The following is a 23527-nucleotide window of genomic DNA, read 5'->3' as shown; positions in this document are numbered from 1 at the left end:
TCGACCACACTCCGCTCTCAACCATCAGCCGCCCATGAGCCGCATTCCGGCCATGAACAACCTCCTGAGAATCAACACCTAGCTGTTCTCGCCGGCGGCCCGGCCCCTGTGGCGAAAGCCACACCCACCGCGACCGCAGCAGCCTCACCCTGGGCCGTGCCGGCACGGCGTTGTGGTTAGCTACGCCAGCAAGAAGTCCGGCGCCGCAGCCAGCGCCTGCGCGTCGGCCTGCACCGCCCCCGGCGGCCCGCCCTTGCCCCAGAGCGCGCCGCCCCAGGCCATCGACAGGAACCGGGCGCACAGCTCCACGGAGTCGATCATGGGCTGGGCCTTGGCGCGGTCGCCGCTGGTGGTGATGAGCGCCAGGGTCTTCGCGCCCATGGGCTCCTTGAAGGCCAGGCCGGGCACGCGCATCCAGGCGCTCCAGTGGTCCAGATAGGTCTTGAGCGGCGAGGGAATGCTGTACCAGTAGACCGGCGCCACGAACACGATGTGCGTGGCCGCCAGCGTGGCGTCCAGCAGCGTCTTCATGTCGCCTTCGGGCGGCGCATAGGTGCCCGAGGTGTGGCGCTGGTCCACGAAGGGCGGCAGGTCCATGCGGGCCAGGTAGTGCCAGGTTTGTGTGGTGCCCGGGGGCAGCGCGGCGGCCGCCTGGCGCGCGAGCCACTCGGTGTTGCCGGTGTGGCCCGGCTCGCGGGTGGACGTGGTGAGAAAGAGGTAGTGCGGTGCAGGCATGGACGGGATCGTAACGGCCCCGGCCCGTGTCTGCTGGCAGTGGCTTCAGGCCGTGGCGACGGCCCGGGGCGCGCGCACGCGCTCGTCGCCCAGGAAGCCGAAGTTCATCGCGGGCTGTTCGCCGCTGATGAGCTCGGCCAGCGCCTTGCCCGAGCCCGCGCCGTGCGTCCAGCCCAGCGTGCCGTGGCCCGCATTCACCCACAGCTTGCCCACGCGGGTCTGCCCGATGAACGGGATGTTGGTGGGCGTGGCCGGGCGCAGGCCGGTCCAGTACTGCGGGTCGCCGCCTTCTTCGGGCGTGCGGGTGTCGCACACGCCGGGCAGGATGGCCTCGATGCGGCGCGACAGCATGTGGCAGCGCGCGCGGGCCAGTGTGCTGTCCAGCGTCAGGTCCCAGCCGTTGAGTTCGATGGTGCCCGCCACGCGCAGGTGGTTGCCCAGGCGGCTCATGGCGATCTTCTTGCCGTCGTCGATGGTGGAGACCATGGGCGCACCCTCCGGCTTGAGCAGCGGGAACGTGGCGCTGTAGCCCTTGCCAGGGTAGATCGGCAGGTCCACGCCCACGCTGCGCAACAGCGGCGCGCTGTAGGAGCCGCAGGCCACGACCACGGCGTCGGCCTTCAGGATGAAGTCTTTTTTGCCCCCACCGCTGGACTGGCGTGCCATGACAGCTACCGAATCAATAGCGTTGCCGATCTTGTTCAGGCGCAGCACGTCGTGGCCATAGAGGAACTGCGCGCCGCGCGCCATGCAGCGGCGGGCGAGTTCCTGCGTGAACACGCGCGCGTCGCCGCTCTCGTCGGTGCTGGTGTAGGTGCCGCCGGTGATCTTGTCGCCGTAGGCCTTGAACGCGGGCTCGATCTGCAGCAGTTCGTCGCGGCTCACCAGGCGCCGTTGCACGCCGTGCTTGCGCATGAGCTCCACCGCATGGCCCGCGGCGTCGAAGGACTTCTGGTCGGTGTAGAAGTGGGCGATGCCGCGTTCGAGCCGGTTGTACTCAATGCCCGTGGTGGTCACCAGGTCCTTGAGCGCGGCATGGCTGTAGGCGCCCAGCGCCACGATCTGCTGCACGTTGCGCTCGAACGCGGCGTCGTTGCACTGCGCCAGGAACTGCAGGCCCCAGCGCCATTGCTGCCAGTCCATCTGGGGGCGGAACAGCAGCGGCGCCTCTTTGTCGAACATCCACTTGAGCGCCTTGAGCGGTGCCTCGCGGTTGGCCCAGGGCTCGCAGTAGCTCACCGAGATCTGCGCCGCGTTGGCAAAGCTGGTTTCGAGCGCCGCATCGGGCTGGCGGTCGACCACGATGACCTCGTGGCCGCGTTCGAGCAGGTGCCACGCGGTGCTGATGCCGATGATGCCGGCGCCCAGGATGATGGTTTTCATGGGGCGCAGTGTGCGCGACATTGCGTTGGACTAAAAGCAAAATTAAACTTGATGCAAAAACATCAGTCCACCTAATAAAGCAACCCTGGCCACGCCCTTTTCAGCCCCCCGGAAGACCCCATGAGCACCTACGACCCCGCAGCCCTGGAATGCCTTGCCGCCATCGTCGAGGAAGGCGGCTTCGAACGCGCCGCACAGCGCCTGAATGTCACGCAGTCGGCGGTGTCGCAGCGCCTGCGCGCGCTGGAGGCGCAGGTGGGCTCGGTGCTCATCGTGCGCAGCCGTCCGCTGCGGCCCACCTCGGCGGGGCAGTTGCTGCTCAAGCACACCAAGCAGCTGCGACTGCTGCGCGCCGACCTGGAGCGCGACCTGCACGAACTCGCGCCCAGCGCCCCCGGCGGCACGCGCGAGGACGAACGCATCTCGATCGCCATCAATGCCGACAGCATCGCCACCTGGGCCATGGGCGCGCTGCACGACCTGGTGCGCCAGCGCCTGCCGCTCGAAATCATCGTGGACGACCAGGACTTCACCCAGGAATGGCTGCGCTCCGGCCAGGTGCTGGGCTGCGTGACCACGCTCAAGCAGGCCCTGCGCGGCTGCAAGATGGTGCCTCTGGGCGCCATGCACTACGTGGCGGTGGCGTCTGCGCCCTATGCGCAGCAGCACCTGCCCCAGGGGCTCACGCCGCACAACTTCCGCGAAGTGCCGTTCCTGTCGTTCAACCGCAAGGACGACATGGCCGCCGAATTCGTGGCCCGTGCCTTCGGCCTCAAGCGCGTGGCGCTCAACCACCTGTTCGTGCCCGGGTCGGAGGCGCAGATGCGCGCCGTGGCCGCCGGCTGGGCGGTGGGCGTGGTGCCCGAGCTGCTGGCGCGCGGGCCCATCGCCGACGGCAGCATGGTGGACCTGGCGCCCGGCCGCAGGCTGCCGATCCAGCTGTACTGGCACTGCTGGAACCTGGAGTCGGCGGTGCTGGACGCGCTCACGGCCGCGCTCACGGCCACGGCCACCCGCACGCTCGAGGCGCCGGCGGCCTAGCCGGGGCGGCGGCTGCGTTCAGTGCGGCCGGCCCACCACGAGATGGCACGAGGCCATGGGCGCCAGCGTCTGCCCCACCGTGCATCGGGTCTCATCACCCGGGCCCTGGATGCGGTGCGCGGCGGTCACGCTCACGGCGGTGATCCGCTGGGGGCGGTCCGTGGTGTTGCGCACCTCGTAGGCGTGCAGGTAGTCGGCGAATGCACGTTCCAGGTCGGGGTGGTCGGGAATGTCGGCCACGCCCCCCGCCGGGTTGTCCAGCGGGACATCGCTGGAGGGCACCGCGATCGCCTGTCCGCCCCACGGCATGCACAGCAGCGCCGCGCAGGCCAGCAGCCCCGGCACGATGGCGCGGACCACGCCGTGTCCCGCGTGGCGCAGCAGGTGGCGGGCCGCGGCGGCCAGGAGCAGCACCAGCACCAGCAGCCCCCATTGCGACAGCGTGGGCACGGCGGCCGGGGCCGCCAGCGGGGCATAGGCCACCGCGCCCACGGGCGCGCCCTGGGCCCAGGCGGCGGGGGCTGCAGCGGCGGCCGCCCACAGCAGGGCGATGCGTGGGGCGGTTGCGGGGCGACGGGAGGGATGGTTTTTTTGCATGAAATTGCCTTGTAGCGCTTGTTTTAAAAGGGTGATTAGCTATTGTTTTGGGAGTGACGCGCGTGCCCTGCGACGGGACCCGGGCCGCCGTCGGTCAAGGCCAAGCCCACGCTGCGCCGGTTGGCCGCGAAAAGGGCGGCGGCGATGCCGCGGACAAGGAACATGGTGGCGCGCACGGAGAAGAAGCGAAGGAGGGCTGCCGCGCATGCTAGGCAGCATTCACGGCGCGGCTTGACTGTGCGTTTCAGGGCGCTTGACTGCCCGTGCCGCCGAGGGATCGGCAAAAGCGGGTGCTACACCCTCAAGCCGCGCAGCCAGTCCGCGTATTCGGCGGTGGTCTGCCCGCTGGCGCCGTCCGGGCCCTTGCGGGGCGCTTGCCAGCCGCGCCCCATGGCACGCACGTCGCTGGGCGTGAGGCCAAAGGTCGTGCGAAAGGCGCGGCTGAAATGCGCCTCGCTGGTGAACCCGGCGCGCGTGGCGATCTCGCCCACCCGCAGCCGGCGGTTGGCCGGGTTGGCCAGCGCGTGGAACGCCCGGGCCAGGCGCTGCTGCTGCACGTAGTGCGCCACGCCGCCCAGCGGCTCGAACAGCCGGTACAGCATGCTGCGCGAGACGCCGAACGTGCGGCTCAGCAGCTCGGGGCTGAGCGGGGCTCCCAGGTGCTGCGCGATGTATTGCTGGATGCGTTCGAGGGTGACACCCTGGATCTGTGGCTCCGCCTGGGCGAGGGTGTCGCGGCCCGGGCGCAGGCAGGCCGCCAGCATCTGCGTGGTGGCCTGCACCACGGCGGGCGCCTCGGGGAGGGTGACGGTGGGCAGCCGCCGATGCAGCGACTGCAGGTAGTCGCTGAGCAGCCCGCCCAGCGCCGTGTGGCCGCGCAGCACCGTGCCGTGCAGGTCGGCCGAGGGGCTGCAAAAGGCCTCGTCGGCGATCTCGCGGGGCACGACGATGGACAGGACGTGCGAGGGGCTGGCGTAGGTGCGCTGCGTGCGGCCGAGGTCGAACACGGTGATGTCGCCCGCGCGCACCTGCATGTCCACGCCGTCGTCGTGCTGGCCCACGAACCCGCCGCTGCGGTACCACTGCACCAGGTAGTGGTTGACCCCGTCGCGCGCCACGCGCGGCGTACCGCGCGAGAACTGCTGCCGGCCAAAGCGCAGGTCGCCCACCAGCAGGGCGCCCAGGTGGCTGGCGGTGACCGATGCACTGAAGCTCTCCAGCGGATCGCGGTCCAGCGGCGCGACATCGAAGACCACCGAAATGCTGCTGCGCCAGGCCTCGAAGCGCTCTTCGCCGGAACCCTGGTCGGTGGTGAAAACTGTCGATGGCAGGGCGTGCGGCGTGGACATGGCGGCGCGATTATGGGGGCGGGTGCTGCAGTGCACCAGCGCAGATTGCCCGCCCTCGCGCCCAGGCCCGCGGCACGATTCCTGCTGGAGAAAACGTGAACGACGTAGTTGCATTGCAACTTGGTCATTTATTTTTTTACTGTGATGTATAAAATGGACGCCATGCAAACGCAGCCCCCCAAAGCCTCGTTCAAGGAGCAGATGCACCAGGCGCGCGAGGATGCCATCCTCCAGTCCACCTGCCAGCTCCTGGGCGAAAAGGCCTTCGACGCCATGACCATGGACGATGTGGCCAACGCCGTGGGCATTGCCAAGGCCAGCCTGTACAAGCACTTTTGCAGCAAGGAAGAGCTGTGCAGCGCCGCCATGGTGCAGATCCTGGCGCGGGTGCGGGCCTATCTGGCGGACCTGCCCGCCGAAACGCCACCCCTCGAAAAGCTCCATGCGCTGGTGCGCTGGTCGCTGGAGCGCCTGCTGAGCAATGAAATGCCGCTGCTGCCCAGCCGCAACTCCACGCTGCGCGCGGTGCTCATGGCCAACAAGGACTATCTCAACGGCCTGGTGGCGGTGAGCGACCAGATCGGCGAATGGATCACCCAGGCCCAGGCCGAGGGCGTGATCAACCCCACGCTGCCACCGCTGGTGGTGCTTTACACCTTGTATGCGCGGGCCTGTGACCCGGTGGTGAGCTTCCTCAAGGAAGGCGGCCAGTATTCGGATGCGCAGATCGTGGATCTGGTGGTGCGCACCTGTTTCGACGGGCTGGCTGCGCGGTAGCGGCAGCCCGTTCCGGCGTTTCGCACCTCGCAAGAAAGCCCGGCATGCCGGGCTTTCTTGTCTTGCGGGCGAAAAACCCTGCCGAGGCAGGGCGCGGCCTGCGCCGGGCGGCGGGGCTCAGCGCACGAGCAGCACGGGCACCTTGCTGTGGGCCAGCACCTGCGTGGTGACCGAACCCATGACCAGGGTGGCCAGGGCCCCGTGGCCGTGGGAGCCCATCACCAGCAGGTCGAACTTGCCGCTGTCGGCCACCTTGGCGATGTTCTCGCCCACCGTGCCGACCTTGACGCTGCGCTTGGCCTCCACACCGTGGCGCGCGAGAAACTTGCACACGGGCGCCAGGATTTTCTCGGCTTCTTCGGCGTGGTAGTTCTCCACGACTTCCTTGCCCAGGGCCGCGCGGGCACGCGCGGGCAGCGGGGCCTGCACGGTGAGCACCGTGTACTGGTGGTTGCCCCCCAGCAGTTCTTCGTGGGTCGCCAGGTAAGCCAGCATTTTCTTGGTGTAGGCGCTGCCGTCGACAGCAAGCAGGATGTTCATGGTGTTCTCCGAAAAGGAATGGGTCAGACTAACGTGCGCGGACTTCTGTTGTCTTGACCTGGGTCATGTTTTTTCCTCTGCACTGCGGGGCGGCAGGGCCCCGTGCGCCGATCATAAGGTGATGCAGCACTGCGCCTGGAACGCCGCCTGCTCGCCCTTGCGCGCATAACCCAGCGGATTGGCCACGACGCGGCACTGCCACGGCGTGCCGTCCTCGCGCAGGCCCCGTGCCGTGTAGTCGCTCGGGGCATGCAGGTGCCCGTGCAGCCACAGCTGCGCGCGGGGCAGCAGGGCGTCCAGCGCGTTGCAGAAGCCCGCCGTGCCCGGCACCATGCCGTAGCGCGGGTCGGCACTGCGCAGGCTGGGCGCGAAGTGCGTGGCCACGACCGTGGGCCCGTCGAACGGGACCGCGAGCGCGTCGGCCAGCCACTGCTGGCAGGCCAGGGCCTGGTCGCGCACGGCCTCGGCGAGGAATGGCTGCGCATGGCGGGTGCCGCCCGTCTTGCGCAGATAGAAATTCGCCGCCCGGAAAGCCTTGTCGCGCAGCTTCAGGCGCCTGGCCAGGTCGGTGGTGCCTTCGTGGTCCGCCAAAGCGTCGAAATCGCTCCAGAGCGTGGTGCCCACGAAGCGGACACCTTGAAGAGTGACCACCTCCCGCTCCAGCCAGGTGATCCCCAGCCGTTCGCAGGTCCTGCGCAGCCGCTGGTGGGCCGCATCGAAATCCTGCGCGTCGTATTCGTGGTTGCCGGGCACGAAGAGCACCGGCGTGGGCCAGCCCGCGTACGGGGCCAGGGGCGAGAACCGGGCGAGGCCGAAGTCATCGTCCTGCAGCAGCGAGCCCTGCTGGTAGGAGCCCACGTCCCCCGCAAGCACCAGCACATCGGCGCCGGGGGCCGGTTCGGGGATGAAATGGGGGTGCGCCTCAAGGTGCAGATCGGACAGCAGCTGGATGTTCATGGAGCGCGCAGTCTACGGGCTCGGGGTGGGAAGGGGCGAAGCGAATGCCCTGGCGGCACCCCGAAATGCGCCAGATCCCGCCGCAAGGCACTGCCGCGGCAGGCCGCGCTGGGGTGGGTGGGCGGGATGCCCGCGCCCGGGCCTCACGGTTCGGGAAAGGTGCGGCGCGCCGAGCGCGCCAGGGCGTGCAGCAGCCAGGTCATCGCCGCCTGCTGCGGGCCGCGGCGGCGCCACAGGGCATCGACGTGCACGGGCGGGACGTCCAGCGGCAGGGCCCGTTGCACCAGCGCGTCGGAGATGCCCGTGACGGGCACGAAGTGGCGCGGCAGCACCGTCAGCAGGTCCGAACCCGACACCACGCGCCCGGCGGTGAAGAACTGGTTGACCGTGATCACCACCTTGCGCTCGCGGCCCAGGGAGGCCAGCGCCTCGTCGATGAAACCGAAGGGGCGGCCGGAAAAGCTCACCAGCATGTGCCGGGCAGCGCAATAGGCGTCCAGGGTGAGCGGCGCGTCCGCCAGCGGGTGGCCCTGGCGCATCACGCACACGTATTCCCCGTCGTAGAGGCGGCGGCTCTCGAACGCGACCGCCCCGCCCGACTGCGCGCGTGCCGTGAGGTCCGCCAGCACGGCCGGAAAGTAGCCCACCGCCATGTCGGCGGCTTCCTCGTCGAGCAGGCGCCGGGGGTCGCGGGTGGTCAGGGGCAGCACCCGGATCGAGATGCCGGGGGCCTCGCGCTCGATGATCTCCACGAGGGCGGGAACCAGCGTGGCCGCCGTGGCATCGGCCATGGCCAGCACAAAGGTGGACTCGGCCGTGGCGGGCTCGAAGCGCCCCGGCGCCAGGGAGTCCTGCAGATGGGCCAGGGCCTCGCGCACGGGGGGCCACAGCGCCAAGGCGCGGGGCGTGGGCTCGACCCCCTGGCCGCTGCGCACCACCAGTTCATCACCCAGCACGTCGCGCAGCCGGCGCATGGCATTGCTCACGGCGGGCTGGGTGATGGACAGCTTGTGCGCCGCGCGCGTGAGGCTGCGCTCGGCCATTACCTCGTCGAAGACGCGCAACAGATTCAGGTCCAGCGAGCGGAAGTTCAAGGGTGTCATGGCCATTCATCACCATTATGAATATCAATGATTCAAAATATAAACTTGAACATGCAAAGGGTAAACCCTAATATCACCCCATCGCCCGGCAATCTCGCCACAAGCGTTAGAAAAGGGAAACCGAAATGACCAGCTTTGCACACGTTGACTACCCCACTGAACACCCCGGCGTGGTCCGCGCCGAAAACGCCGCCGCCGCTCTGAAGAGCGTGGCCGCCAACTTTGACGGCGCCCGTGGCGCCGCCACCCTGCTGCTCGCGGCCGTCGTGTCGGCACTGCTGGTCGTGGCCAACCAGGTGATCGACACCTGGAGCGAAGGCCACCTGCTGGCCGCGTGGATGGTGCTGTGGCTGGTGGCGTTCGCCGCCCTGGCCCTGCTGACCGCCCCGGCACGCCGTGCTGGCGCCGCTCTGCGCGTGGCAGGGCGCGCCTGGGCGGAAAACCGCCGCCGCGCCGCGGACGACGAGCGCACCTGGCAAGTCGCCATGAAGGATCCCCGCATCATGGCTGAACTGAACCATGCAATGGGCATCCCCACGGTGAACGATATCCGCACGTACTACTGAGACCGCGCTGCGCGGCCGGCGCGGCCGTCCCGATCCCCTTGAAGCCGTGGCGAATGCTCGCCACGGCTTTTTTCATGGGCCGGCTGTCCTGCGCCTGGCCTGTCTTCCCCCTGGCGCCGGCCCATGAAAAAACCGCCCGTTCGGCAGAAGGGGCGGTTTCTCGGACTGGGAAGAACAGGGTTTATGCAGCCAGGCGTTTTTCCAGCAGGGCCTTGGTTTCCAGCAGGGCCGTGGGCAGGTGGTAGGCCAGTTGCTCGAAGTGGGCATCGTGCAGCTTGAACTCATCGGCCCAGGCCGCCTTGTCGATGCTGGTCACGGCGTCGAACTTCTGGGCGCTGAAATCCAGACCCGTCCAGTTGATCTCGGCGTACTGGGGCGCCACGCCGAACATGGTTTCCTGGCCTTGGGCCTGGCCTTCGATGCGGTCGATCATCCACTTGAGCACGCGCATGTTGTCGCCGTAGCCGGGCCAGACGAATTTGCCGGCCTCGTCCTTGCGGAACCAGTTCACGCAGAAGACCTTGGGCACGGCCTTGCCGGTGGCGGCGATCTTGCCTTCCATGTTCAGCCAGTGCTGGAAGTAGTCGCTCATGTTGTAGCCGCAGAACGGCAGCATGGCGAAGGGGTCGCGGCGCACCACGCCCTGGGCCCCGAAGGCGGCGGCGGTGGTCTCGGAGCCCATGGTGGCGGCCATGTACACGCCTTCCGTCCAGGTGCGGGCTTCCGTCACCAGCGGCACGGTGGTGGAGCGGCGGCCGCCGAAGATGAAGGCGTCGATCGCCACGCCGTTGGCGTCGTCCCACTGCGCATCGAGCGCCGGGTTGTTGGTGGCGGCCACCGTGAAGCGCGAGTTGGGGTGGGCCGCCTTGGCGCCGGTTTCCTTGGCGATCTGGGGCGTCCAGTCCTTGCCTTGCCAGTCGATCAGGTGGTCCGGGAGCTTGCCGGTGTCCTTTTCCATGCCTTCCCACCACACGTCGCCGTCGTCCGTCAGGGCCACGTTGGTGAAGATCACGTCCTTGTCCAGGCTCTTCATGCAGTTGGGGTTGGTGTGCATGTTCGTGCCGGGGGCCACGCCAAAGTAGCCGGCTTCAGGGTTGATGGCATACATCTTGCCGTCGGCATGGGGCTTGATCCAGGCGATGTCGTCACCGATGGTGGTGACCTTCCAGCCGGCAAAGCCTGCTTCGGGCGGCACCAGCATCGAGAAGTTGGTCTTGCCGCAGGCGCTGGGGAAGGCGGCGGCTACGTGGTACTTCTTGCCGGCGGGGTTGGTCACGCCCAGGATGAGCATGTGCTCGGCCAGCCAGCCCTGGTCGCGGCCCATGGTCGACGCGATGCGCAGGGCCAGGCACTTCTTGCCCAGCAGCGCGTTGCCGCCGTAGCCCGAGCCGTACGACCAGATCTCGCGCGTCTCGGGGTAGTGCACGATGTACTTGACCTTGGGATTGCAGGGCCAGCTGGTCGTGTCCTTTTCACCTTCGGCCAGGGGGGCGCCCACGGTGTGCATGCAGGGCACGAACTCGCCTTCCACGCCCAGCACGTCGTACACGGCCTTGCCCATGCGGGTCATGAGGCGCTGGTTCACGGCCACGTAGGCGCTGTCGGTCAGCTCCACGCCGATGTGGGCGATGTGGCTGCCCAGGGGGCCCATGCTGAAGGGCACCACGTACATGGTGCGGCCCTTCATGCAGCCGTCGAACAGGGGCTGCAGCGTGGCCCGCATTTCAGCGGGGGCCATCCAGTTGTTGGTGGGGCCTGCGTCTTCCTTGGCGGCCGAGCAGATGTAGGTGCGGTCTTCCACGCGGGCCACGTCCGACGGGTCGGACCAGGCCAGGAAGCTGCCGGGGCGCTTGGCGGGGTTGAGCTTCTTGAAGGTGCCGGCGTCGACCAGCTGCTGGCACAGGCGGTCGTACTCTTCCTTGCTGCCGTCGCACCAGTAGATGGTGTCGGGCTTGCACAGGGCGGCCATGTCGGCCACCCAGGCGAGCAGCCGGGCGTTCTTGACGTAAGCGGGGGCGTTGAGATTCAGGCCCTGCATGGTGGGTGCGTTCATCGGGAGCTTCCTAAGTTGAAAAACAGTTTTTTCAAAGGAAGCGGACCCGGTGGATCGCGGCAAGGCCTGGCGCAGTTGCGATGCTGAGCGCTGCCTTTGAAAAAACGGCTTTCGTGCTCAGTCGGCGGGCGGGAGCGTGGATCAGCCCCACGGGGTGGAGGCTATTTCCACGGATTCCGCGGGTCGGCTGGGGTGTCAATTTTATGAATCTGCCGACCGCTTGTCTGTCAGACTGGGGCTAAAACCATGCAAAAGATGCATGAGGTTATGCATCACAATCCGCCCAGTCCTGTCCCGCCCTTCAGGTGCTGGGCTGGCCTGTCTGGCCGGCCTGCCACCGCGCATGGCCCGCCTTGCGCAACTCGCACGCCGGGCAGGTGCCGCAGCCGTAGCCCCAGGCATGCAGCGTGTCGCGCACCCCGTGGTAGCAGGTGTGCGACTCGGTGATGATGAGATCCACCAGCGCGTCGCCGCCCAGGGTGCGGGCCAGCTCCCAGGTGGCGGCCTTGTCCAGCCACATGAGCGGCGTCTCGAACGTGAAGCGCTGCCCCATGCCCAGCGACACGGCGACCTGCAGCGCCTTGAGCGTGTCGTCGCGGCAGTCGGGGTAGCCCGAGAAGTCGGTTTCGCACATGCCGCCCACCAGCGTGTGCAGCCCGCGCCGGTAGCCCACGGCGGCGGCCAGGTTGAAGAACAGCAGGTTGCGCCCCGGCACGAAGGTGTTGGGCAGGCCGGCGGCGGTCATCTGGATCTCGGCGTCGCTGGTCAGCGCCGTGTCGCTGATGCGGCCCAGCACGGCCAGGTCGATCATGTGGTCGTCGCCGAGCCGGTCACGCCATGGCCCGAAGCGGGACCGCAGGGCCGCCAGCACGGCCTGCCGGGCCTGCAGCTCCACATGGTGGCGCTGGCCGTAGTCGAAGCCGATGGTTTCCACGCGCTCGAACTGCGTGAGCGCCCAGGCCAGGCAGGTGGTGGAGTCCTGGCCACCGGAAAAAAGGACGAGGGCGTGTCCGGGTCTCATGGGGTCTCCTGGTGACGGGGGTGGTGCAAGGCGAAAAAAAGCCCCGCGCAGCGGGGCTTGTGGCGGTGCCAGGGCAATCGATCAGGCCATGTACACGGCGATGAAGGCCAGCAGGAACATCATGATGCCGCCGACCACGGGCAGCACCACGGGAATCACGTGAACCACGTTTTCCACGGGATCGTGCGGGAGCGATTCGGGGGCGTGCGTAGTGTGGTGGTCGGACATGGTGTGGGCTCCAGATGCTTAAAACTTGCGCAATTCTAGCCGCGCCGGCGTGCACGGGGCTGAAAGCCCCGCGCCGGGGGTCAGATCAGGTCGGCCTCCATGCCCGCGGAACGCAGCTTGCCCAGCACCTCGTCCACGTGCGCCTTGCTCCTTGTCTGCAGGACCAGCTCGATCTCCACGTTCTGCGCGGCCAGCATGGTGAATGCGCGCTGGTGGTGCACTTCCTCGATGTTCGCGCCCGCGTCGGCCACGGTGGCGGTGATGCGCGCGAGCACGCCCGGCACGTCGCGCGCGCTGACCTTGATGCGCGCCAGCCGGCCCGAGCGCACCATGCCGCGCTCGATGATGGCGGCCAGCAGCAGCGGATCGATGTTGCCCCCCGAGAGCACCAGCCCCACGCGCTTGCCCCTGAAGCGGGCGGGGTGGCGCACCAGCGCCGCCAGGGCTGCGGCGCCCGCGCCCTCGACCAGGGTCTTTTCGATCTCCAGCAGCATCAGCACGGCCTGCTCGATATCGCCTTCGTCCACCAGCACCAGGTCGTCTACCAGGCGCTGCACCACCTCCTGGGTGATCTTGCCCGGGGTGCCCACGGCAATGCCCTCGGCGATGGTCGAGGTGCCCATGGGGTGCTGCGTGTGCCGCACGGCGTTGACCATCGACGGAAAGCGCGCCGCCTGCACGCCCACGATCTCGATGCCGGGCTTGAGCGCCTTGGCCGCCGTGGCCATGCCGGCGATCAGCCCGCCCCCGCCGATGGCGACGACCAGCATGTCCAGATCGGGCTGGGCGGCGAGCATCTCCAGCGCGACCGTGCCCTGGCCCGCGGCAATGGCTTCGTCGTCGTAGGGGTGCACGAACGTCAGCCCCTGCGCATCGGCCAGCCCGTAGGCGTGGGCCCGGGCTTCTTCGAGCGTGTCGCCGTGCAGCACCACCTCGGCGCCGAAGCCGCGGGTGCGCTCCACCTTCACGCCGGGCGTGAAGCGCGGCATCACGATCACCGCGCGCAGGCCCAGGCGCTGCGCGTGGTAGGCCACGCCCTGGGCATGGTTGCCCGCGCTCATGGCCACCACACCCGGCGTCGTTCCGGGCGCCGCGCCGCGGGCACGTTCCGCGTCGACCAGCAAGGTGAGCCGGTTGCAGGCGCCCCGCTCCTTGAACGAGGCCGTGAACTGCAGGTTCTCGAACTTGAGGAATACCTGCGCGCCCACGATCTGCGAGAGCGTCTTGGATTCCACACAGGGGGTGTCCAGCACTTGGCCCTGCAGGCGGGTGGCGGCGTCTCGGATGTCTTGGAGGGTCAGCATGGCGCCATTGTGGCGCAGGCCCGCGTGCCGCAGGCCCCCCGGCATGGACATGGGAAGAAAATGGCCGCCAGCGCTTGAGGGATAAGCGCTGAATGCTATCAAAATGGAAGCTCTACTTGATGCTCAGCCTGCGCGCCAGCTTGTGCAGGTTGCTCGCGTCCACCTCCAGCGCACGCGCCGCCTGGGCCCAGTTGCCCTGGTGGCGCGCCAGGGCCTGCGTGATGGCGTGCCGCTGGCAGGCATCCACGGCGTCGCGCAGCGGGCCTTCGGCGGTGGTGGGGGTGGGCGGCGTGGTGGCCACAGCGGGGGCACCGGCATCCAGGGGGGCGTGGGCCACGCTGGCGGCGTTGGCGTCCAGGTCGAGCAGCGCGGGCTCCAGCGTCACGATGTCCGCGCGGCTCACGCCCCGGCTCAGGGCCTTGAGCGCCGCGCGGCTGACCACGTGCTCCAGCTCGCGGATGTTGCCGGGCCAGGGGTAGCGGCGCAGGGCGTCCTGTGCGCTGGCCGACAGCCGCAGGCTGCGCAGGCCCAGGCGCGCGCGGTTCAGTTCCAGAAAGCGGCCCGCCAGCAGCAGCACATCGTTGCCCCGTTCGCGCAGCGGCGGGATGGGCACGGGGTACACCGACAGCCGGTGGTACAGGTCGGCGCGGAACGCGCCGTCGCGCACCTGCTCGCGCAGGTTGCGGTTGGTGGCGGCGATCACGCGCACGTCCACGCGGCGCGGGCGGTCGGCGCCCAGGCGCTGGATCTCGCCGTTCTGCAGCGTGCGCAGCAGCTTGGCCTGCACGGCCAGCGGCAGCTCGCCCACCTCATCCAGGAACAGCGTGCCGCCCTCGGCGGCCTCAAAGCGTCCCGGCCGGTCGGCCACCGCGCCCGAGAACGCGCCGCGCACATGCCCAAACAGCTCGCTCTCGGCCAGCGATTCGGGCAGCGCCGCGCAGTTCACGTGCACCAGCGGACGGGTAGCGCGGGTGGACTGGCGGTGCAGCAGGCGCGCGAACAGCTCCTTGCCCACGCCGGTCTCACCCAGCAGCAACACGGGGAGGTCCGAGCCCGCCACCACCTCCAGCTCGTGCAGCAGGCGCAGCAGGGGCTCGCTCTGGCCGACGATCTCCATGTCGCCATCGCCCGCGCGGGTGGTGCGCTCGTCGTCGGCGCTGCGTGTGTGGGGGGCGCTGCGCAGCGCCTGCACCTCGCGCTCCAGCCGCGAGATGCGCACGGCCGCCTCCACCAGCACCTTGCAGTCGGCCAGCGCAGCGCGTGCGGCCTCGCCAAAGGTGCCGGTCTGCAGCGCGTCGAGCGTCAGCACCCCCCAGGGCTGGCCGTCCACCCACAGGCTCACGCCCATGCAGTCGTGCACGGGCAGGGGCTCGCCCACCAGGGTGTCGAGCAGGCCGTCGTAGGGGTCGGGCAGGGTGCTGTCGTGGTCAAAGCAGGTCACCTCGCGCCGCGCCAGGATGGCCGCGAGCCGGGGGTGCTGGCTGACCACGAAGCGCCGGCCCAGCGCCTCGCGCACCAAGCCCTCCACGGCCACGGGGCGCAGGTGGTCTTCCTCCAGCTGCAACAGCGCCACGGCCCCGCAGTGAAAGCGCGTGCGCAGGTGGTCCGCCAGCCGCTGCAGGCGCACGGCCTGGGGCAGATCGGTGGCCAGGTCGGCGAGCAGGGGGCTATGGTCCATGGTGACATTTACCTTTAATGGGTGAATTAAACCCTATCCATGGATGGTCAGAAAGACCATGACCGCTGCAAGTGGTTGATTTGATGGGCCTGCAGCCCTGGCCCGGCGCTTGCGATGTGGACAGTGACACCGATTCACTCGTTCCAAAAAGCCATGACCACAAGACCCCGACCCCATGCCGCCAGCGCACGCTGGCGCCGCCCCGTTGTTGTTGTTCTGTTGAAGCAGGAGGCCCGCCATGGGTAACTACCGCAAGCTCTGGTTCACGCTGATCGGCGTGCTCATCGTCACCTTCAGCCTGCTGGGCTACTACGGCGCCGAGGTCTACCGCACCGCGCCGCCCATCCCCGCCAGGATCGCCACGGCCGGGGGTGAAGTGCTTTTCACCCACGACAGCATCCTCGACGGCCAGACCGCCTGGCAGTCGGTGGGCGGCATGCAGCTGGGTTCCATCTGGGGCCACGGCGCCTACCAGGCACCCGACTGGACGGCCGACTGGCTGCACCGCGAGCTGCTCAACTGGCTGGAAGTGGCGTCCGAGCGCGCCCATGGCAAGCCGTTTGCAGACATCGACGCCGCCGCCCAGGCCGTGCTGCGCGACCGCATGAAGACCGAGTACCGCACCAACACCTACAGCCCCGAGACGGGCGTGGCCACGGTGTCTTCGGTGCGTGCGGATGCCATTGCGATGACCGCGCTGTACTACGACCAGCTTTTCAGCGACGTGCCCGCGCTGCACAAGACCCGCGAGCACTTCGCCATGAAGGAGAACACCCTGCCCAGCGCCGAGCGGCGCGCGCAGATGACGGGTTTCTTCTTCTGGACGGCCTGGGCCGCCGCCACCGAGCGCCCCGGCACCACGGCAACGTACACCAACAACTGGCCCCACGAGCCGCTGATCGGCAACAAGCCCACGGCCGAGAACATGGTCTGGTCGGTGATGAGCGTGGTCGTGATGATGGCGGGCGTGGGCTTCCTCGTGTGGGGCTGGTCCTTCCTGCGCAAGCACGACGAGGTGGAGCCCACGCCACCCCAGCATGACCCGCTCTCGCGCGTGCCGCTCACGCCGTCGCAGCGCGGGCTGGGCAAGTATTTGTTCCTCATCGTGGCGCTGTTCAGCTTCCAGGTGCTGCTGGGCGGCTTCACGGCCCACTACACGGTGGAAGGCCAGCAGTTCTACGGCATCAACGTGTCGCAGTGGTTCCCGTATTCGCTGGTGCGCACCTGGCACATCCAGAGCGCGCTGTTCTGGATCGCCACGGGCTTCCTGGCAGCCGGTCTGTTCCTCGCGCCGCTCATCAATGGGGGCAAGGACCCGGCTTACCAGAAGCTGGGCGTGGACATCCTGTTCTGGGCGCTGGTCGTGGTGGTGGTGGGCTCGTTCACGGGCAACTACCTGGCCATCGCGCAGATCATGCCGCCCGAGTGGAACTTCTGGCTGGGCCACCAGGGCTATGAATACGTGGACCTGGGCCGCCTGTGGCAGATCGGCAAGTTCACCGGCATCGCCTTCTGGCTGGTGCTCATGCTGCGCGGCATCGTGCCGGCGCTGCGCACCCCCGGTGGCGACAAGAACCTGCTGGCGCTGCTGACGGCGTCGGTGGTGGCCATCGGCCTGTTCTACGGCGCGGGCTTCTTCTACGGCGAACGCACCCACCTGTCGGTGATGGAGTACTGGCGCTGGTGGGTGGTGCACCTGTGGGTTGAGGGCTTCTTCGAAGTCTTCGCCACCACGGCGCTCGCCTTCATCTTCTCGACGCTGGGGCTCGTGTCGGTGCGCATGGCCACCACGGCCAGCCTGGCCTCGGCCTCGCTGTTCATGCTGGGCGGCGTGCCCGGCACCTTCCACCACCTGTACTTCGCGGGCACGACCACCCCGGTGATGGCGGTGGGCGCGGCCTTCAGCGCGCTCGAAGTGGTGCCGCTGGTCGTGCTGGGCCACGAGGCCTGGGAACACTGGCGCCTGCAGCACCGCACGCCCTGGATGGCCCGTCTGCGCTGGCCGCTGATGTGCTTCGTGGCCGTGGCCTTCTGGAACATGCTGGGCGCGGGTGTCTTCGGCTTCATGATCAACCCGCCCATCTCGCTGTACTACGTGCAGGGCCTGAACACCACGCCGGTGCATGCCCACGCCGCGCTGTTCGGGGTGTATGGCTTCCTGGCGCTGGGCTTCACGCTGCTGGTGCTGCGCTACATCCGGCCGCAGCTGGTGTTCAGCGAGCGGCTCATGAAGACGGGCTTCTGGTGGCTCAACGCCGGCCTGGTGCTGATGATCGCCACCAGCCTGTTCCCCATCGCCCTGTTCCAGTTCCACGCGAGCGTGAGCGAAGGCCTGTGGTACGCCCGGGGCGAGGCCTTCATGCAGCAGCCCTTCATCCAGACGCTGCGCTGGGTGCGCACCTTCGGCGACGTGGTCTTCATCGTCGGCGCGCTGGCCATGGCCTGGCAGGTGGTGAGCGGTGTGTTCGGTTCGCGGGCCCCGGCCGCTTCCACGGGGGCCTACCTGGCGCAGGCCCGTCGCTGAAATGCACCGTGCGCGGCGGCTGCCACAAGCGGCCACCGCGCTCACACACCGTTTGCCCACAAGGACTGACCATGAACCTCGACAAATTCAAGCACCAGCACACCGACATCCTGCGCAGCATCGCCACCTTGCGCGCCCTGGCCCACGCGGGCGTGCAGGCCAATGCCACGGCCATCGCGCAGGGCATCGTGGCGATGAGCGGCACCATCAAGCTGCATCTGGCCGTGGAAGACCAGGTGCTGTACCCCGCACTGCAGCGCGGTGGCAACGCCGAACTGGCGCGCCTGGGCCGCCAGTACCAGAGCGAGATGGCCTCGATTGCCAGCGCCTACGACGCCTTTGCGCGCCGCTGGAACACGGCCGAGGCCGTGCGCCGCGATGCGCAGGGCTTTCGGGACGAGGCCAACGTGGTGCTGCGGCGGGTGTTCGAGCGCATGCAGCGCGAAGACCATGACTTCTATCCCCGCATCGAGGAGGAAGAAACCGCCGCCTGCCATTGAGCGCCCACGCGAGCGCAGCCCGGCCGCAGCGGTGGAGCCCCAGCAGCCCCTAGCCCCCAACAAAAACACCCACCTTTTCCACGCACACCTCTTGTGCTCCAGCGTGCCATCACACGCACCCCCATCCATCGGTAGGGCCTGACGGCACCTTCCTTTCGCCGGCCTTTGTGCCGGCATTTTTTTTACCCCTGCTTACCGCCTCGATTGTGTTGGGTCAAACTACCTATAGTGTTTGGTGGGTATCGTGGACACCATAGGTAGTGTTTTTAACCCGTTCCACAGATTGGTCGAACCCATGGCGTCCACCCTTTCCACCTTGCCCCGCGAAGTCGTTTTGCGCAGCGGCCAGCGCGTTCCTTTTGACGCCGAACGCATCCGCGCCGCGCTGGCCAGCGCCGGGCAGGCCTCGGGTGAATATGGCGCCGACGAAGCGGCGTTGCTCACCGCCCAGGTCACCAAGGTGCTCATCCACCGCTTCCATGGCGAGGCACCCACCATCGAGCAGATCCAGGACGTGGCCGAGCAGACGCTGATCGCCGCCAACCACCTGGCCACCGCGCGCGCCTACATCGTCTACCGCGAGCAGCACGCCACGCTGCGCGCCGACCGGCAGACGCTGGTCGATGTGGAAAGCTCCATCAACGAATACCTCACGCGCGCCGACTGGCGCGTGAACGCCAACGCCAACCAGGGCTATTCGCTCGGCGGGCTGATCCTGAACGTGGCGGGCAAGGTCACGGCCAACTACTGGCTGTCGCACGTCTACACGCCGGAGATCGGCGAGGCGCACAGGAGCGGCGACCTCCACATCCACGACCTCGACATGCTCAGCGGCTACTGCGCGGGCTGGTCGCTGCGCACGCTGCTGCACGAGGGGCTCAACGGCGTGCCGGGCAAGGTGGAGGCGGGGCCCCCGAAGCACATGAGCTCCGCCGTGGGGCAGATCGTGAACTTCCTGGGCACGCTGCAAAACGAGTGGGCGGGCGCGCAGGCGTTCTCGTCATTCGACACCTACATGGCGCCCTTCGTCCGCATTGATGCCATGGACTACGCCGCCGTGCGCCAGTGCATCCAGGAGCTGGTCTACAACCTCAACGTGCCCTCGCGCTGGGGCACGCAGACGCCGTTCACCAACCTCACCTTCGACTGGACCTGCCCCGAGGACCTGCGCGAGCAGGTGCCCGTGATCGCTGGCGTGGAAATGCCGTTCAGCTACGGCGAGCTGCAAGCCGAGATGGACCTCATCAACCGCGCCTACATCGACGTGATGACCACGGGCGATGCCAAGGGCCGGGTGTTCACCTTCCCCATCCCCACGTACAACATCACCAAGGATTTTCCGTGGGAGAGCGAGAACGCGCAGCTGCTGTTCGAGATGACGGCCAAGTACGGTCTGCCGTACTTCCAGAACTTCATCAACTCCGAGCTGGAGCCGAACATGGTGCGCTCCATGTGCTGCCGCCTGCAACTCGATCTGCGTGAACTGCTCAAGCGCGGCAACGGCCTGTTCGGCAGCGCCGAGCAGACGGGCAGCCTGGGCGTGGTCACCATCAACTGCGCGCGGCTGGGGTACTTGCATGCGGGCGATGAGGCGGGGCTGCTCGCCGCGCTCGACCGCCTGATGGAGCTGGGAAAACAAAGCCTGGAGACCAAGCGCAAGCTCATCCAGCGCCTGATGGACCAGGGCCTGTTCCCCTACACCAAGCGCTACCTGGGCACCTTGCGCAACCACTTCAGCACGCTGGGCGTGAACGGCATCAACGAGATGGTGCGCAACTTCACGGCGGACCAGCACGACATCACCAGCGAATGGGGCCATGCGTTTGCCGTGCGCCTGCTCGACCACGTGCGCGAGCGCATGACCGCCTTCCAGGAAGAAACCGGCCACCTCTACAACCTGGAGGCCACGCCCGCCGAAGGCACGACCTATCGCTTCGCCAAGGAAGACAAAAAGCGCTGGCCCGGCATCCTGCAGGCCGGCACGGAGCAGCAGCCCTACTACACCAACTCCTCGCAGCTGCCCGTGGGCTTCACCGACGACCCGTTCGAGGCCCTGATGCGGCAGGAGGCGCTGCAGTCCAAATACACCGGCGGCACCGTGCTGCACCTGTACATGGGCGAGCGCTTGTCCAGCGGCGCGGCCTGCCGCGATCTGGTGCGGCGCGCGCTCACGCGCTTTCGCCTGCCCTACATCACCGTCACGCCCACGTTCTCCATCTGCCCCACACACGGCTACCTGGCGGGCGAGCACCCGTTCTGCCCGCGCTGCGACGAAGAGCGGCTGGACGCCAAGCGGCGGCGGCTGGCGGCCTGACCTCGAATTTCAAACCAAATTGACCTGTAGAGCTTATCAATAAAGAGCTGGCAGCTATCAATACAGAAGCATTTTTTAACCATGAAGGAGATCACATGAGCCATTTCTCTACCCCCGAACAGGCCGCCCTGGCCGCCGTGCAGCTCACCGACGGCGAGCGCCAGCCCTGCGAGGTCTGGACCCGCGTCATGGGCTACCACCGCCCCGTGGCCAGCTTCAACACGGGCAAGCAGGGCGAGCACGCCGAGCGCCGTTTCTTTTCAGAGCAGGCGCGTGGTGGAAGCAACGCCTGCTGAGGCGCCGCCAGCGTCCGCGCTGCGGCTGGGCGGCATGACGCCGCTCACCACCATCGACTTCCCCGGCCGCCTCGCGGCCGTTTTCTATTGCCAGGGTTGCCCCTGGCGCTGCGGCTACTGCCACAACCCCGGGCTGCTCGACGCCGCCGCGCCCCCGGCGTTGCCGTGGGACCAGGCGCTGCAGTTCCTGCACAGCCGCCGGGGCCTGCTCGACGGCGTGGTGTTTTCGGGCGGTGAGCCGACGCTGCAAGCCGCGCTGCCCGCTGCGGTGGATGCCGTGCGCGCACTGGGCCTGCAGGCTGCGTTGCACACCGGCGGCATGTACCCCGGGCGGCTGGCGGCGCTGCTGTCGCGCCTCCACTGGGTGGGGCTGGACATCAAGGCCCTGCCGCAGCGCTACGACGCCATCACCGCCACCCCCGGCAGCGGCGCGCGCGCCTGGACCGCGCTCGATGCCATGCTGGCCCATGGCATCGACCACGAATGCCGCACCACCTGGCACGCGGGCCTGTTTGGTGTGGGCGAATTGCTGGAACTGGCCCAGGCCCTGGCCGCGCGCGGGGTGCGGCATTGGGCGCTGCAGGAATGCCGCGTGCTCGGCGCTCCGGCCTGGGCGCTGGCGCCCGCGCACCGGCAGCAACTGGCCGCGCTGTTTTCCGGATTCACCTTGCGCCGGGTGTGAGTGCCGGGCGCAGATTTCCTGCGTTGCAAGGGCCTGCATGAAATAAGCATGCAAATACGGCCGCTGTTGCACACGCCTTGATGCGCGTCAGAAGTGCTTTGCGCGGCCCGCGCGGATCATTCGCGCCACCGCCGCACAACGGCACCACCTTGTCAGGAAATCCTCCATGAACCCCCTCGGCCTCCAGCTGCTGCACGCGCTCAAGCACCACGGCGCGCGCGAGATCTTCGGCATCCCCGGTGATTTCATCCTGCCCTTGTTCGCGCAGATCGAGGAAAGCGGCATCCTGCCGCTGGTCACGCTCAGCCACGAACCCTCGCTGGGTTTTGCCGCCGATGCCGCCGCGCGCATGCACTGCGGGCTGGGCGTGGTGGCCGTCACTTACGGCGCGGGTGCGCTCAACGTGGTCAATGCGGTGGCGGGGGCCTATGCCGAGCGCTCGCCGCTGGTGGTGCTGGCCGGCTGCCCCGGCGAGGTCGAGGCGCACTCCGGCCTGGTGCTGCACCACCAGGTGCGCCATGTCGATTCGCAGTGGCGGATCTTCCGCGAGATCACCTGCGACCAGGTGCGCCTGTCCGACCCCGCCACCGCGCCCGCCGACCTCGCCCGCGTGCTGCGCAGCTGCCGCGAATACTCGCAGCCCGTGCTCATCGAGGTGCCGCGCGACATGACGCTGCACCCCATGGCCGAGGTGCCGGTGCTGCCCCCCAGCCCGTTCAACGCAGCCGCCGTGGCCGAATGCGCCGATGAATGGATGGCCCGCATCCAGGCTGCCCGGCGCCCCGTGCTAGTGGTGGACGTGGAGGTGCGCCGCTTTGGCCTGGAAGCCCGCGTGGCCGAACTCGCGCGCCGCCTGCAGCTGCCCGTGCTCACCACCTTCATGGGCCGGGGCCTGCTGGCCGAGGACGCGGGGCATGCCGGCGTGCCCTTCCACGGCACCTACCTGGGCGTGGCGGGCGCACCGGAGACCAGCGCGCTGCTGGACGACTCCGACCTGCCCGTGATGCTGGGCGCCATCCTGTCGGACAGCAACTTCGGCGTGAGCGCCCAGCGCATGGACTTCCGCCGCGCGCTCATCGCCGCGCACCGCGAGGCGCGCGTGGGCCACCACCTGTACCCGGACATCCCCCTGGCCGCGCTGGTGGAGGCGCTGCTGGACCGTGCCCCGGCAGCGGGCGTTGCGATGGCACGCGCGCTGCCACCCCCGCCCATCTGCCCCGAAGGCCTGGTGGCCGACGATGCGCCCGTGTGCGCGGCCGACCTCTCCCGCGCGCTCAACGACCGCATCCGCGCGCACGGCCCCATGAACATCGTCTCGGACATCGGCGACTGCCTGTTCGCCGCCATGGAGCTGCTGCCCACGCCGCTGGTGGCACCGGGCTACTACGCGTCGATGGGGTTCGGGGTGCCGGCCGGCATCGGCGCCCAGGTGGCCACGGGCCAGCGCAGCCTCATCCTGGTGGGCGACGGTGCCTTCCAGATGACGGGCTGGGAGCTGGGCAACTGCCCGCGCCTGGGGCTGGACCCCATCGCCATCGTGCTCAACAACCAGACCTGGGAAATGATCCGCGCGTTCCAGACCACGTCGCGCTGCGCCGCGCTCGGCGACTGGCACCTGGCCGATGCCGCCGACGCCCTGGGCGGGCGCGGCCACCGGGTGCACGCGCGCGCCCAGTTCAAGGCGGCGCTCGATGCCGCGTTTGCCGAACGCGGGCGCTTCCAGCTCATCGAGCTGATGGTGCCGCCGGGCGACAGCACGCCCACGCTGCGGCGTTTTTCAGAGGGCATTCGCGCGCTGCGCGCGGGAAGGTAGCCCTCCCCGCCACACGCACGCGCGCGCCAGCCTGGCAGGGGGTGGGGCGATGCCGGTGGCCGGGCG

At 68.5% G+C, this 23527-nt stretch carries 21 protein-coding genes; 9 read left to right on the top strand and 12 right to left on the bottom strand.

Going from position 1 to position 23527, the window contains the following annotated elements; all coding sequences use genetic code 11:
* Positions 1 to 180: 180 nt before the first annotated feature.
* Positions 181 to 735 (bottom strand): flavodoxin family protein, encoded by a 555-nt coding sequence (locus AC1RVY_RS22630; RefSeq protein WP_492808267.1) that lies wholly within the window; start codon positions 733 to 735, stop codon positions 181 to 183.
* Positions 736 to 780: 45 nt separating this feature from the next.
* Entirely contained in the window at positions 781 to 2118 is a 1338-nt protein-coding gene (locus tag AC1RVY_RS22625; protein ID WP_492254319.1) for a D-amino acid dehydrogenase, read from the bottom strand.
* A gap of 120 nt (positions 2119 to 2238) precedes the next feature.
* On the opposite strand from AC1RVY_RS22625, the gene AC1RVY_RS22620 reads away from it, so the two are divergent.
* Complete coding sequence (locus tag AC1RVY_RS22620; protein WP_492808265.1) at positions 2239 to 3159, top strand: LysR family transcriptional regulator ArgP; 921 nt, start codon at positions 2239 to 2241, stop codon at positions 3157 to 3159.
* 18 nt (positions 3160 to 3177) lie between these two features.
* Here AC1RVY_RS22620 and AC1RVY_RS22615 read toward each other — a convergent pair whose 3' ends face one another.
* Positions 3178 to 3756, bottom strand: coding sequence for a midcut-by-XrtH protein (locus AC1RVY_RS22615; RefSeq protein ID WP_492808263.1), 579 nt, complete (start codon positions 3754 to 3756; stop codon positions 3178 to 3180).
* Between the two features lie 293 nt (positions 3757 to 4049).
* Positions 4050 to 5105 (bottom strand): helix-turn-helix domain-containing protein, encoded by a 1056-nt coding sequence (locus AC1RVY_RS22610; protein WP_492244799.1) that lies wholly within the window; start codon positions 5103 to 5105, stop codon positions 4050 to 4052.
* A 153-nt stretch (positions 5106 to 5258) separates the two neighbouring features.
* On the opposite strand from AC1RVY_RS22610, the gene AC1RVY_RS22605 reads away from it, so the two are divergent.
* Positions 5259 to 5882, top strand: coding sequence for a TetR/AcrR family transcriptional regulator (locus AC1RVY_RS22605; protein ID WP_218296519.1), 624 nt, complete (start codon positions 5259 to 5261; stop codon positions 5880 to 5882).
* Between the two features lie 117 nt (positions 5883 to 5999).
* On the opposite strand, the gene AC1RVY_RS22600 is transcribed toward AC1RVY_RS22605, so the two are convergent.
* The 3 genes from AC1RVY_RS22600 to AC1RVY_RS22590 all read right to left on the bottom strand — a co-directional run bounded on the left by AC1RVY_RS22600 (position 6000) and on the right by AC1RVY_RS22590 (position 8482).
* Complete coding sequence (locus AC1RVY_RS22600; protein ID WP_218296520.1) at positions 6000 to 6422, bottom strand: universal stress protein; 423 nt, start codon at positions 6420 to 6422, stop codon at positions 6000 to 6002.
* Positions 6423 to 6533: 111 nt separating this feature from the next.
* Positions 6534 to 7379 (bottom strand): metallophosphoesterase, encoded by an 846-nt coding sequence (locus tag AC1RVY_RS22595; protein WP_218296521.1) that lies wholly within the window; start codon positions 7377 to 7379, stop codon positions 6534 to 6536.
* A gap of 143 nt (positions 7380 to 7522) precedes the next feature.
* Positions 7523 to 8482 carry a LysR family transcriptional regulator gene (locus AC1RVY_RS22590; RefSeq protein WP_218296522.1) on the bottom strand — a complete coding sequence of 320 codons (960 nt, stop codon included), beginning with the start codon at positions 8480 to 8482 and terminating at the stop codon, positions 7523 to 7525.
* 125 nt (positions 8483 to 8607) lie between these two features.
* Here AC1RVY_RS22590 and AC1RVY_RS22585 point away from each other — a divergent pair, with 125 nt between their 5' ends.
* Positions 8608 to 9048, top strand: a complete 441-nt coding sequence (locus AC1RVY_RS22585; RefSeq protein WP_218296523.1) for a hypothetical protein — start codon at positions 8608 to 8610, stop codon at positions 9046 to 9048.
* Positions 9049 to 9229: 181 nt separating this feature from the next.
* Here AC1RVY_RS22585 and AC1RVY_RS22580 read toward each other — a convergent pair whose 3' ends face one another.
* The 5 genes from AC1RVY_RS22580 to norR form a co-directional block, all read right to left on the bottom strand.
* Positions 9230 to 11101 carry a phosphoenolpyruvate carboxykinase (GTP) gene (locus AC1RVY_RS22580; RefSeq protein ID WP_369641044.1) on the bottom strand — a complete coding sequence of 624 codons (1872 nt, stop codon included), beginning with the start codon at positions 11099 to 11101 and terminating at the stop codon, positions 9230 to 9232.
* 301 nt (positions 11102 to 11402) lie between these two features.
* Positions 11403 to 12122, bottom strand: coding sequence for a 7-cyano-7-deazaguanine synthase QueC (gene queC / locus AC1RVY_RS22575; RefSeq protein ID WP_369641045.1), 720 nt, complete (start codon positions 12120 to 12122; stop codon positions 11403 to 11405).
* 81 nt (positions 12123 to 12203) lie between these two features.
* Positions 12204 to 12350, bottom strand: coding sequence for a hypothetical protein (locus AC1RVY_RS22570; RefSeq protein WP_218296526.1), 147 nt, complete (start codon positions 12348 to 12350; stop codon positions 12204 to 12206).
* 80 nt (positions 12351 to 12430) lie between these two features.
* A complete protein-coding gene (locus AC1RVY_RS22565) occupies positions 12431 to 13654 on the bottom strand; it encodes a threonine ammonia-lyase (protein ID WP_218296527.1) in 1224 nt (407 codons plus the stop codon).
* Between the two features lie 112 nt (positions 13655 to 13766).
* Positions 13767 to 15332: a nitric oxide reductase transcriptional regulator NorR gene (gene norR, locus AC1RVY_RS22560; RefSeq protein WP_492808259.1), complete on the bottom strand. Its 1566-nt coding sequence runs from the start codon at positions 15330 to 15332 to the stop codon at positions 13767 to 13769.
* 238 nt (positions 15333 to 15570) lie between these two features.
* Here norR and AC1RVY_RS22555 point away from each other — a divergent pair, with 238 nt between their 5' ends.
* The 6 genes from AC1RVY_RS22555 (at position 15571) to ipdC (ending at position 23461) form a co-directional block, all read left to right on the top strand.
* Positions 15571 to 17856, top strand: a complete 2286-nt coding sequence (locus AC1RVY_RS22555) for a nitric-oxide reductase large subunit (protein ID WP_492808257.1) — start codon at positions 15571 to 15573, stop codon at positions 17854 to 17856.
* A gap of 71 nt (positions 17857 to 17927) precedes the next feature.
* A complete protein-coding gene (locus AC1RVY_RS22550; protein ID WP_218296530.1) occupies positions 17928 to 18356 on the top strand; it encodes a hemerythrin domain-containing protein in 429 nt (142 codons plus the stop codon).
* Between the two features lie 295 nt (positions 18357 to 18651).
* On the top strand, positions 18652 to 20670 hold the full coding sequence (locus AC1RVY_RS22545) for a ribonucleoside triphosphate reductase (RefSeq protein ID WP_492808255.1): 2019 nt from the start codon (positions 18652 to 18654) through the stop codon (positions 20668 to 20670).
* 95 nt (positions 20671 to 20765) lie between these two features.
* Positions 20766 to 20966 (top strand): anaerobic ribonucleoside-triphosphate reductase, encoded by a 201-nt coding sequence (gene nrdD, locus AC1RVY_RS22540; RefSeq protein WP_369641049.1) that lies wholly within the window; start codon positions 20766 to 20768, stop codon positions 20964 to 20966.
* Between the two features lie 34 nt (positions 20967 to 21000).
* The gene (locus AC1RVY_RS22535; protein ID WP_492808272.1) at positions 21001 to 21648 is read left to right on the top strand and encodes an anaerobic ribonucleoside-triphosphate reductase activating protein; all 648 of its coding nucleotides are present in this window, start codon (positions 21001 to 21003) and stop codon (positions 21646 to 21648) included.
* A 166-nt stretch (positions 21649 to 21814) separates the two neighbouring features.
* Positions 21815 to 23461, top strand: a complete 1647-nt coding sequence (gene ipdC / locus AC1RVY_RS22530; protein WP_492808253.1) for an indolepyruvate/phenylpyruvate decarboxylase — start codon at positions 21815 to 21817, stop codon at positions 23459 to 23461.
* Positions 23462 to 23527: the final 66 nt, after the last annotated feature.

It is taken from the genome of Acidovorax sp. GW821-FHT11A03 (genome assembly GCF_058809075.1).
Note: the sequence above shows the minus strand (reverse complement) of the source record. Positions and strands in the feature narration are given on the sequence as shown.

What these genes read in the sequence shown, in the direction of transcription:
- queC (WP_369641045.1), bottom strand. Translation starts at nt 12,122, where the DNA reads ATGAGACCCGGACACGCCCTCGTCCTTTTTTCCGGTGGCCAGGACTCC.
- AC1RVY_RS22580 (WP_369641044.1), bottom strand. Translation starts at nt 11,101, where the DNA reads ATGAACGCACCCACCATGCAGGGCCTGAATCTCAACGCCCCCGCTTAC.
- ipdC (WP_492808253.1), top strand. Translation starts at nt 21,815, where the DNA reads ATGAACCCCCTCGGCCTCCAGCTGCTGCACGCGCTCAAGCACCACGGC.
- AC1RVY_RS22625 (WP_492254319.1), bottom strand. Translation starts at nt 2,118, where the DNA reads ATGAAAACCATCATCCTGGGCGCCGGCATCATCGGCATCAGCACCGCG.
- AC1RVY_RS22615 (WP_492808263.1), bottom strand. Translation starts at nt 3,756, where the DNA reads ATGCAAAAAAACCATCCCTCCCGTCGCCCCGCAACCGCCCCACGCATC.
- AC1RVY_RS22545 (WP_492808255.1), top strand. Translation starts at nt 18,652, where the DNA reads ATGGCGTCCACCCTTTCCACCTTGCCCCGCGAAGTCGTTTTGCGCAGC.
- AC1RVY_RS22535 (WP_492808272.1), top strand. Translation starts at nt 21,001, where the DNA reads ATGACGCCGCTCACCACCATCGACTTCCCCGGCCGCCTCGCGGCCGTT.
- AC1RVY_RS22590 (WP_218296522.1), bottom strand. Translation starts at nt 8,482, where the DNA reads ATGACACCCTTGAACTTCCGCTCGCTGGACCTGAATCTGTTGCGCGTC.
- nrdD (WP_369641049.1), top strand. Translation starts at nt 20,766, where the DNA reads ATGAGCCATTTCTCTACCCCCGAACAGGCCGCCCTGGCCGCCGTGCAG.
- AC1RVY_RS22605 (WP_218296519.1), top strand. Translation starts at nt 5,259, where the DNA reads ATGGACGCCATGCAAACGCAGCCCCCCAAAGCCTCGTTCAAGGAGCAG.
- AC1RVY_RS22620 (WP_492808265.1), top strand. Translation starts at nt 2,239, where the DNA reads ATGAGCACCTACGACCCCGCAGCCCTGGAATGCCTTGCCGCCATCGTC.
- norR (WP_492808259.1), bottom strand. Translation starts at nt 15,332, where the DNA reads ATGGACCATAGCCCCCTGCTCGCCGACCTGGCCACCGATCTGCCCCAG.
- AC1RVY_RS22565 (WP_218296527.1), bottom strand. Translation starts at nt 13,654, where the DNA reads ATGCTGACCCTCCAAGACATCCGAGACGCCGCCACCCGCCTGCAGGGC.
- AC1RVY_RS22585 (WP_218296523.1), top strand. Translation starts at nt 8,608, where the DNA reads ATGACCAGCTTTGCACACGTTGACTACCCCACTGAACACCCCGGCGTG.
- AC1RVY_RS22630 (WP_492808267.1), bottom strand. Translation starts at nt 735, where the DNA reads ATGCCTGCACCGCACTACCTCTTTCTCACCACGTCCACCCGCGAGCCG.
- AC1RVY_RS22600 (WP_218296520.1), bottom strand. Translation starts at nt 6,422, where the DNA reads ATGAACATCCTGCTTGCTGTCGACGGCAGCGCCTACACCAAGAAAATG.
- AC1RVY_RS22595 (WP_218296521.1), bottom strand. Translation starts at nt 7,379, where the DNA reads ATGAACATCCAGCTGCTGTCCGATCTGCACCTTGAGGCGCACCCCCAT.
- AC1RVY_RS22550 (WP_218296530.1), top strand. Translation starts at nt 17,928, where the DNA reads ATGAACCTCGACAAATTCAAGCACCAGCACACCGACATCCTGCGCAGC.
- AC1RVY_RS22555 (WP_492808257.1), top strand. Translation starts at nt 15,571, where the DNA reads ATGGGTAACTACCGCAAGCTCTGGTTCACGCTGATCGGCGTGCTCATC.
- AC1RVY_RS22610 (WP_492244799.1), bottom strand. Translation starts at nt 5,105, where the DNA reads ATGTCCACGCCGCACGCCCTGCCATCGACAGTTTTCACCACCGACCAG.
- AC1RVY_RS22570 (WP_218296526.1), bottom strand. Translation starts at nt 12,350, where the DNA reads ATGTCCGACCACCACACTACGCACGCCCCCGAATCGCTCCCGCACGAT.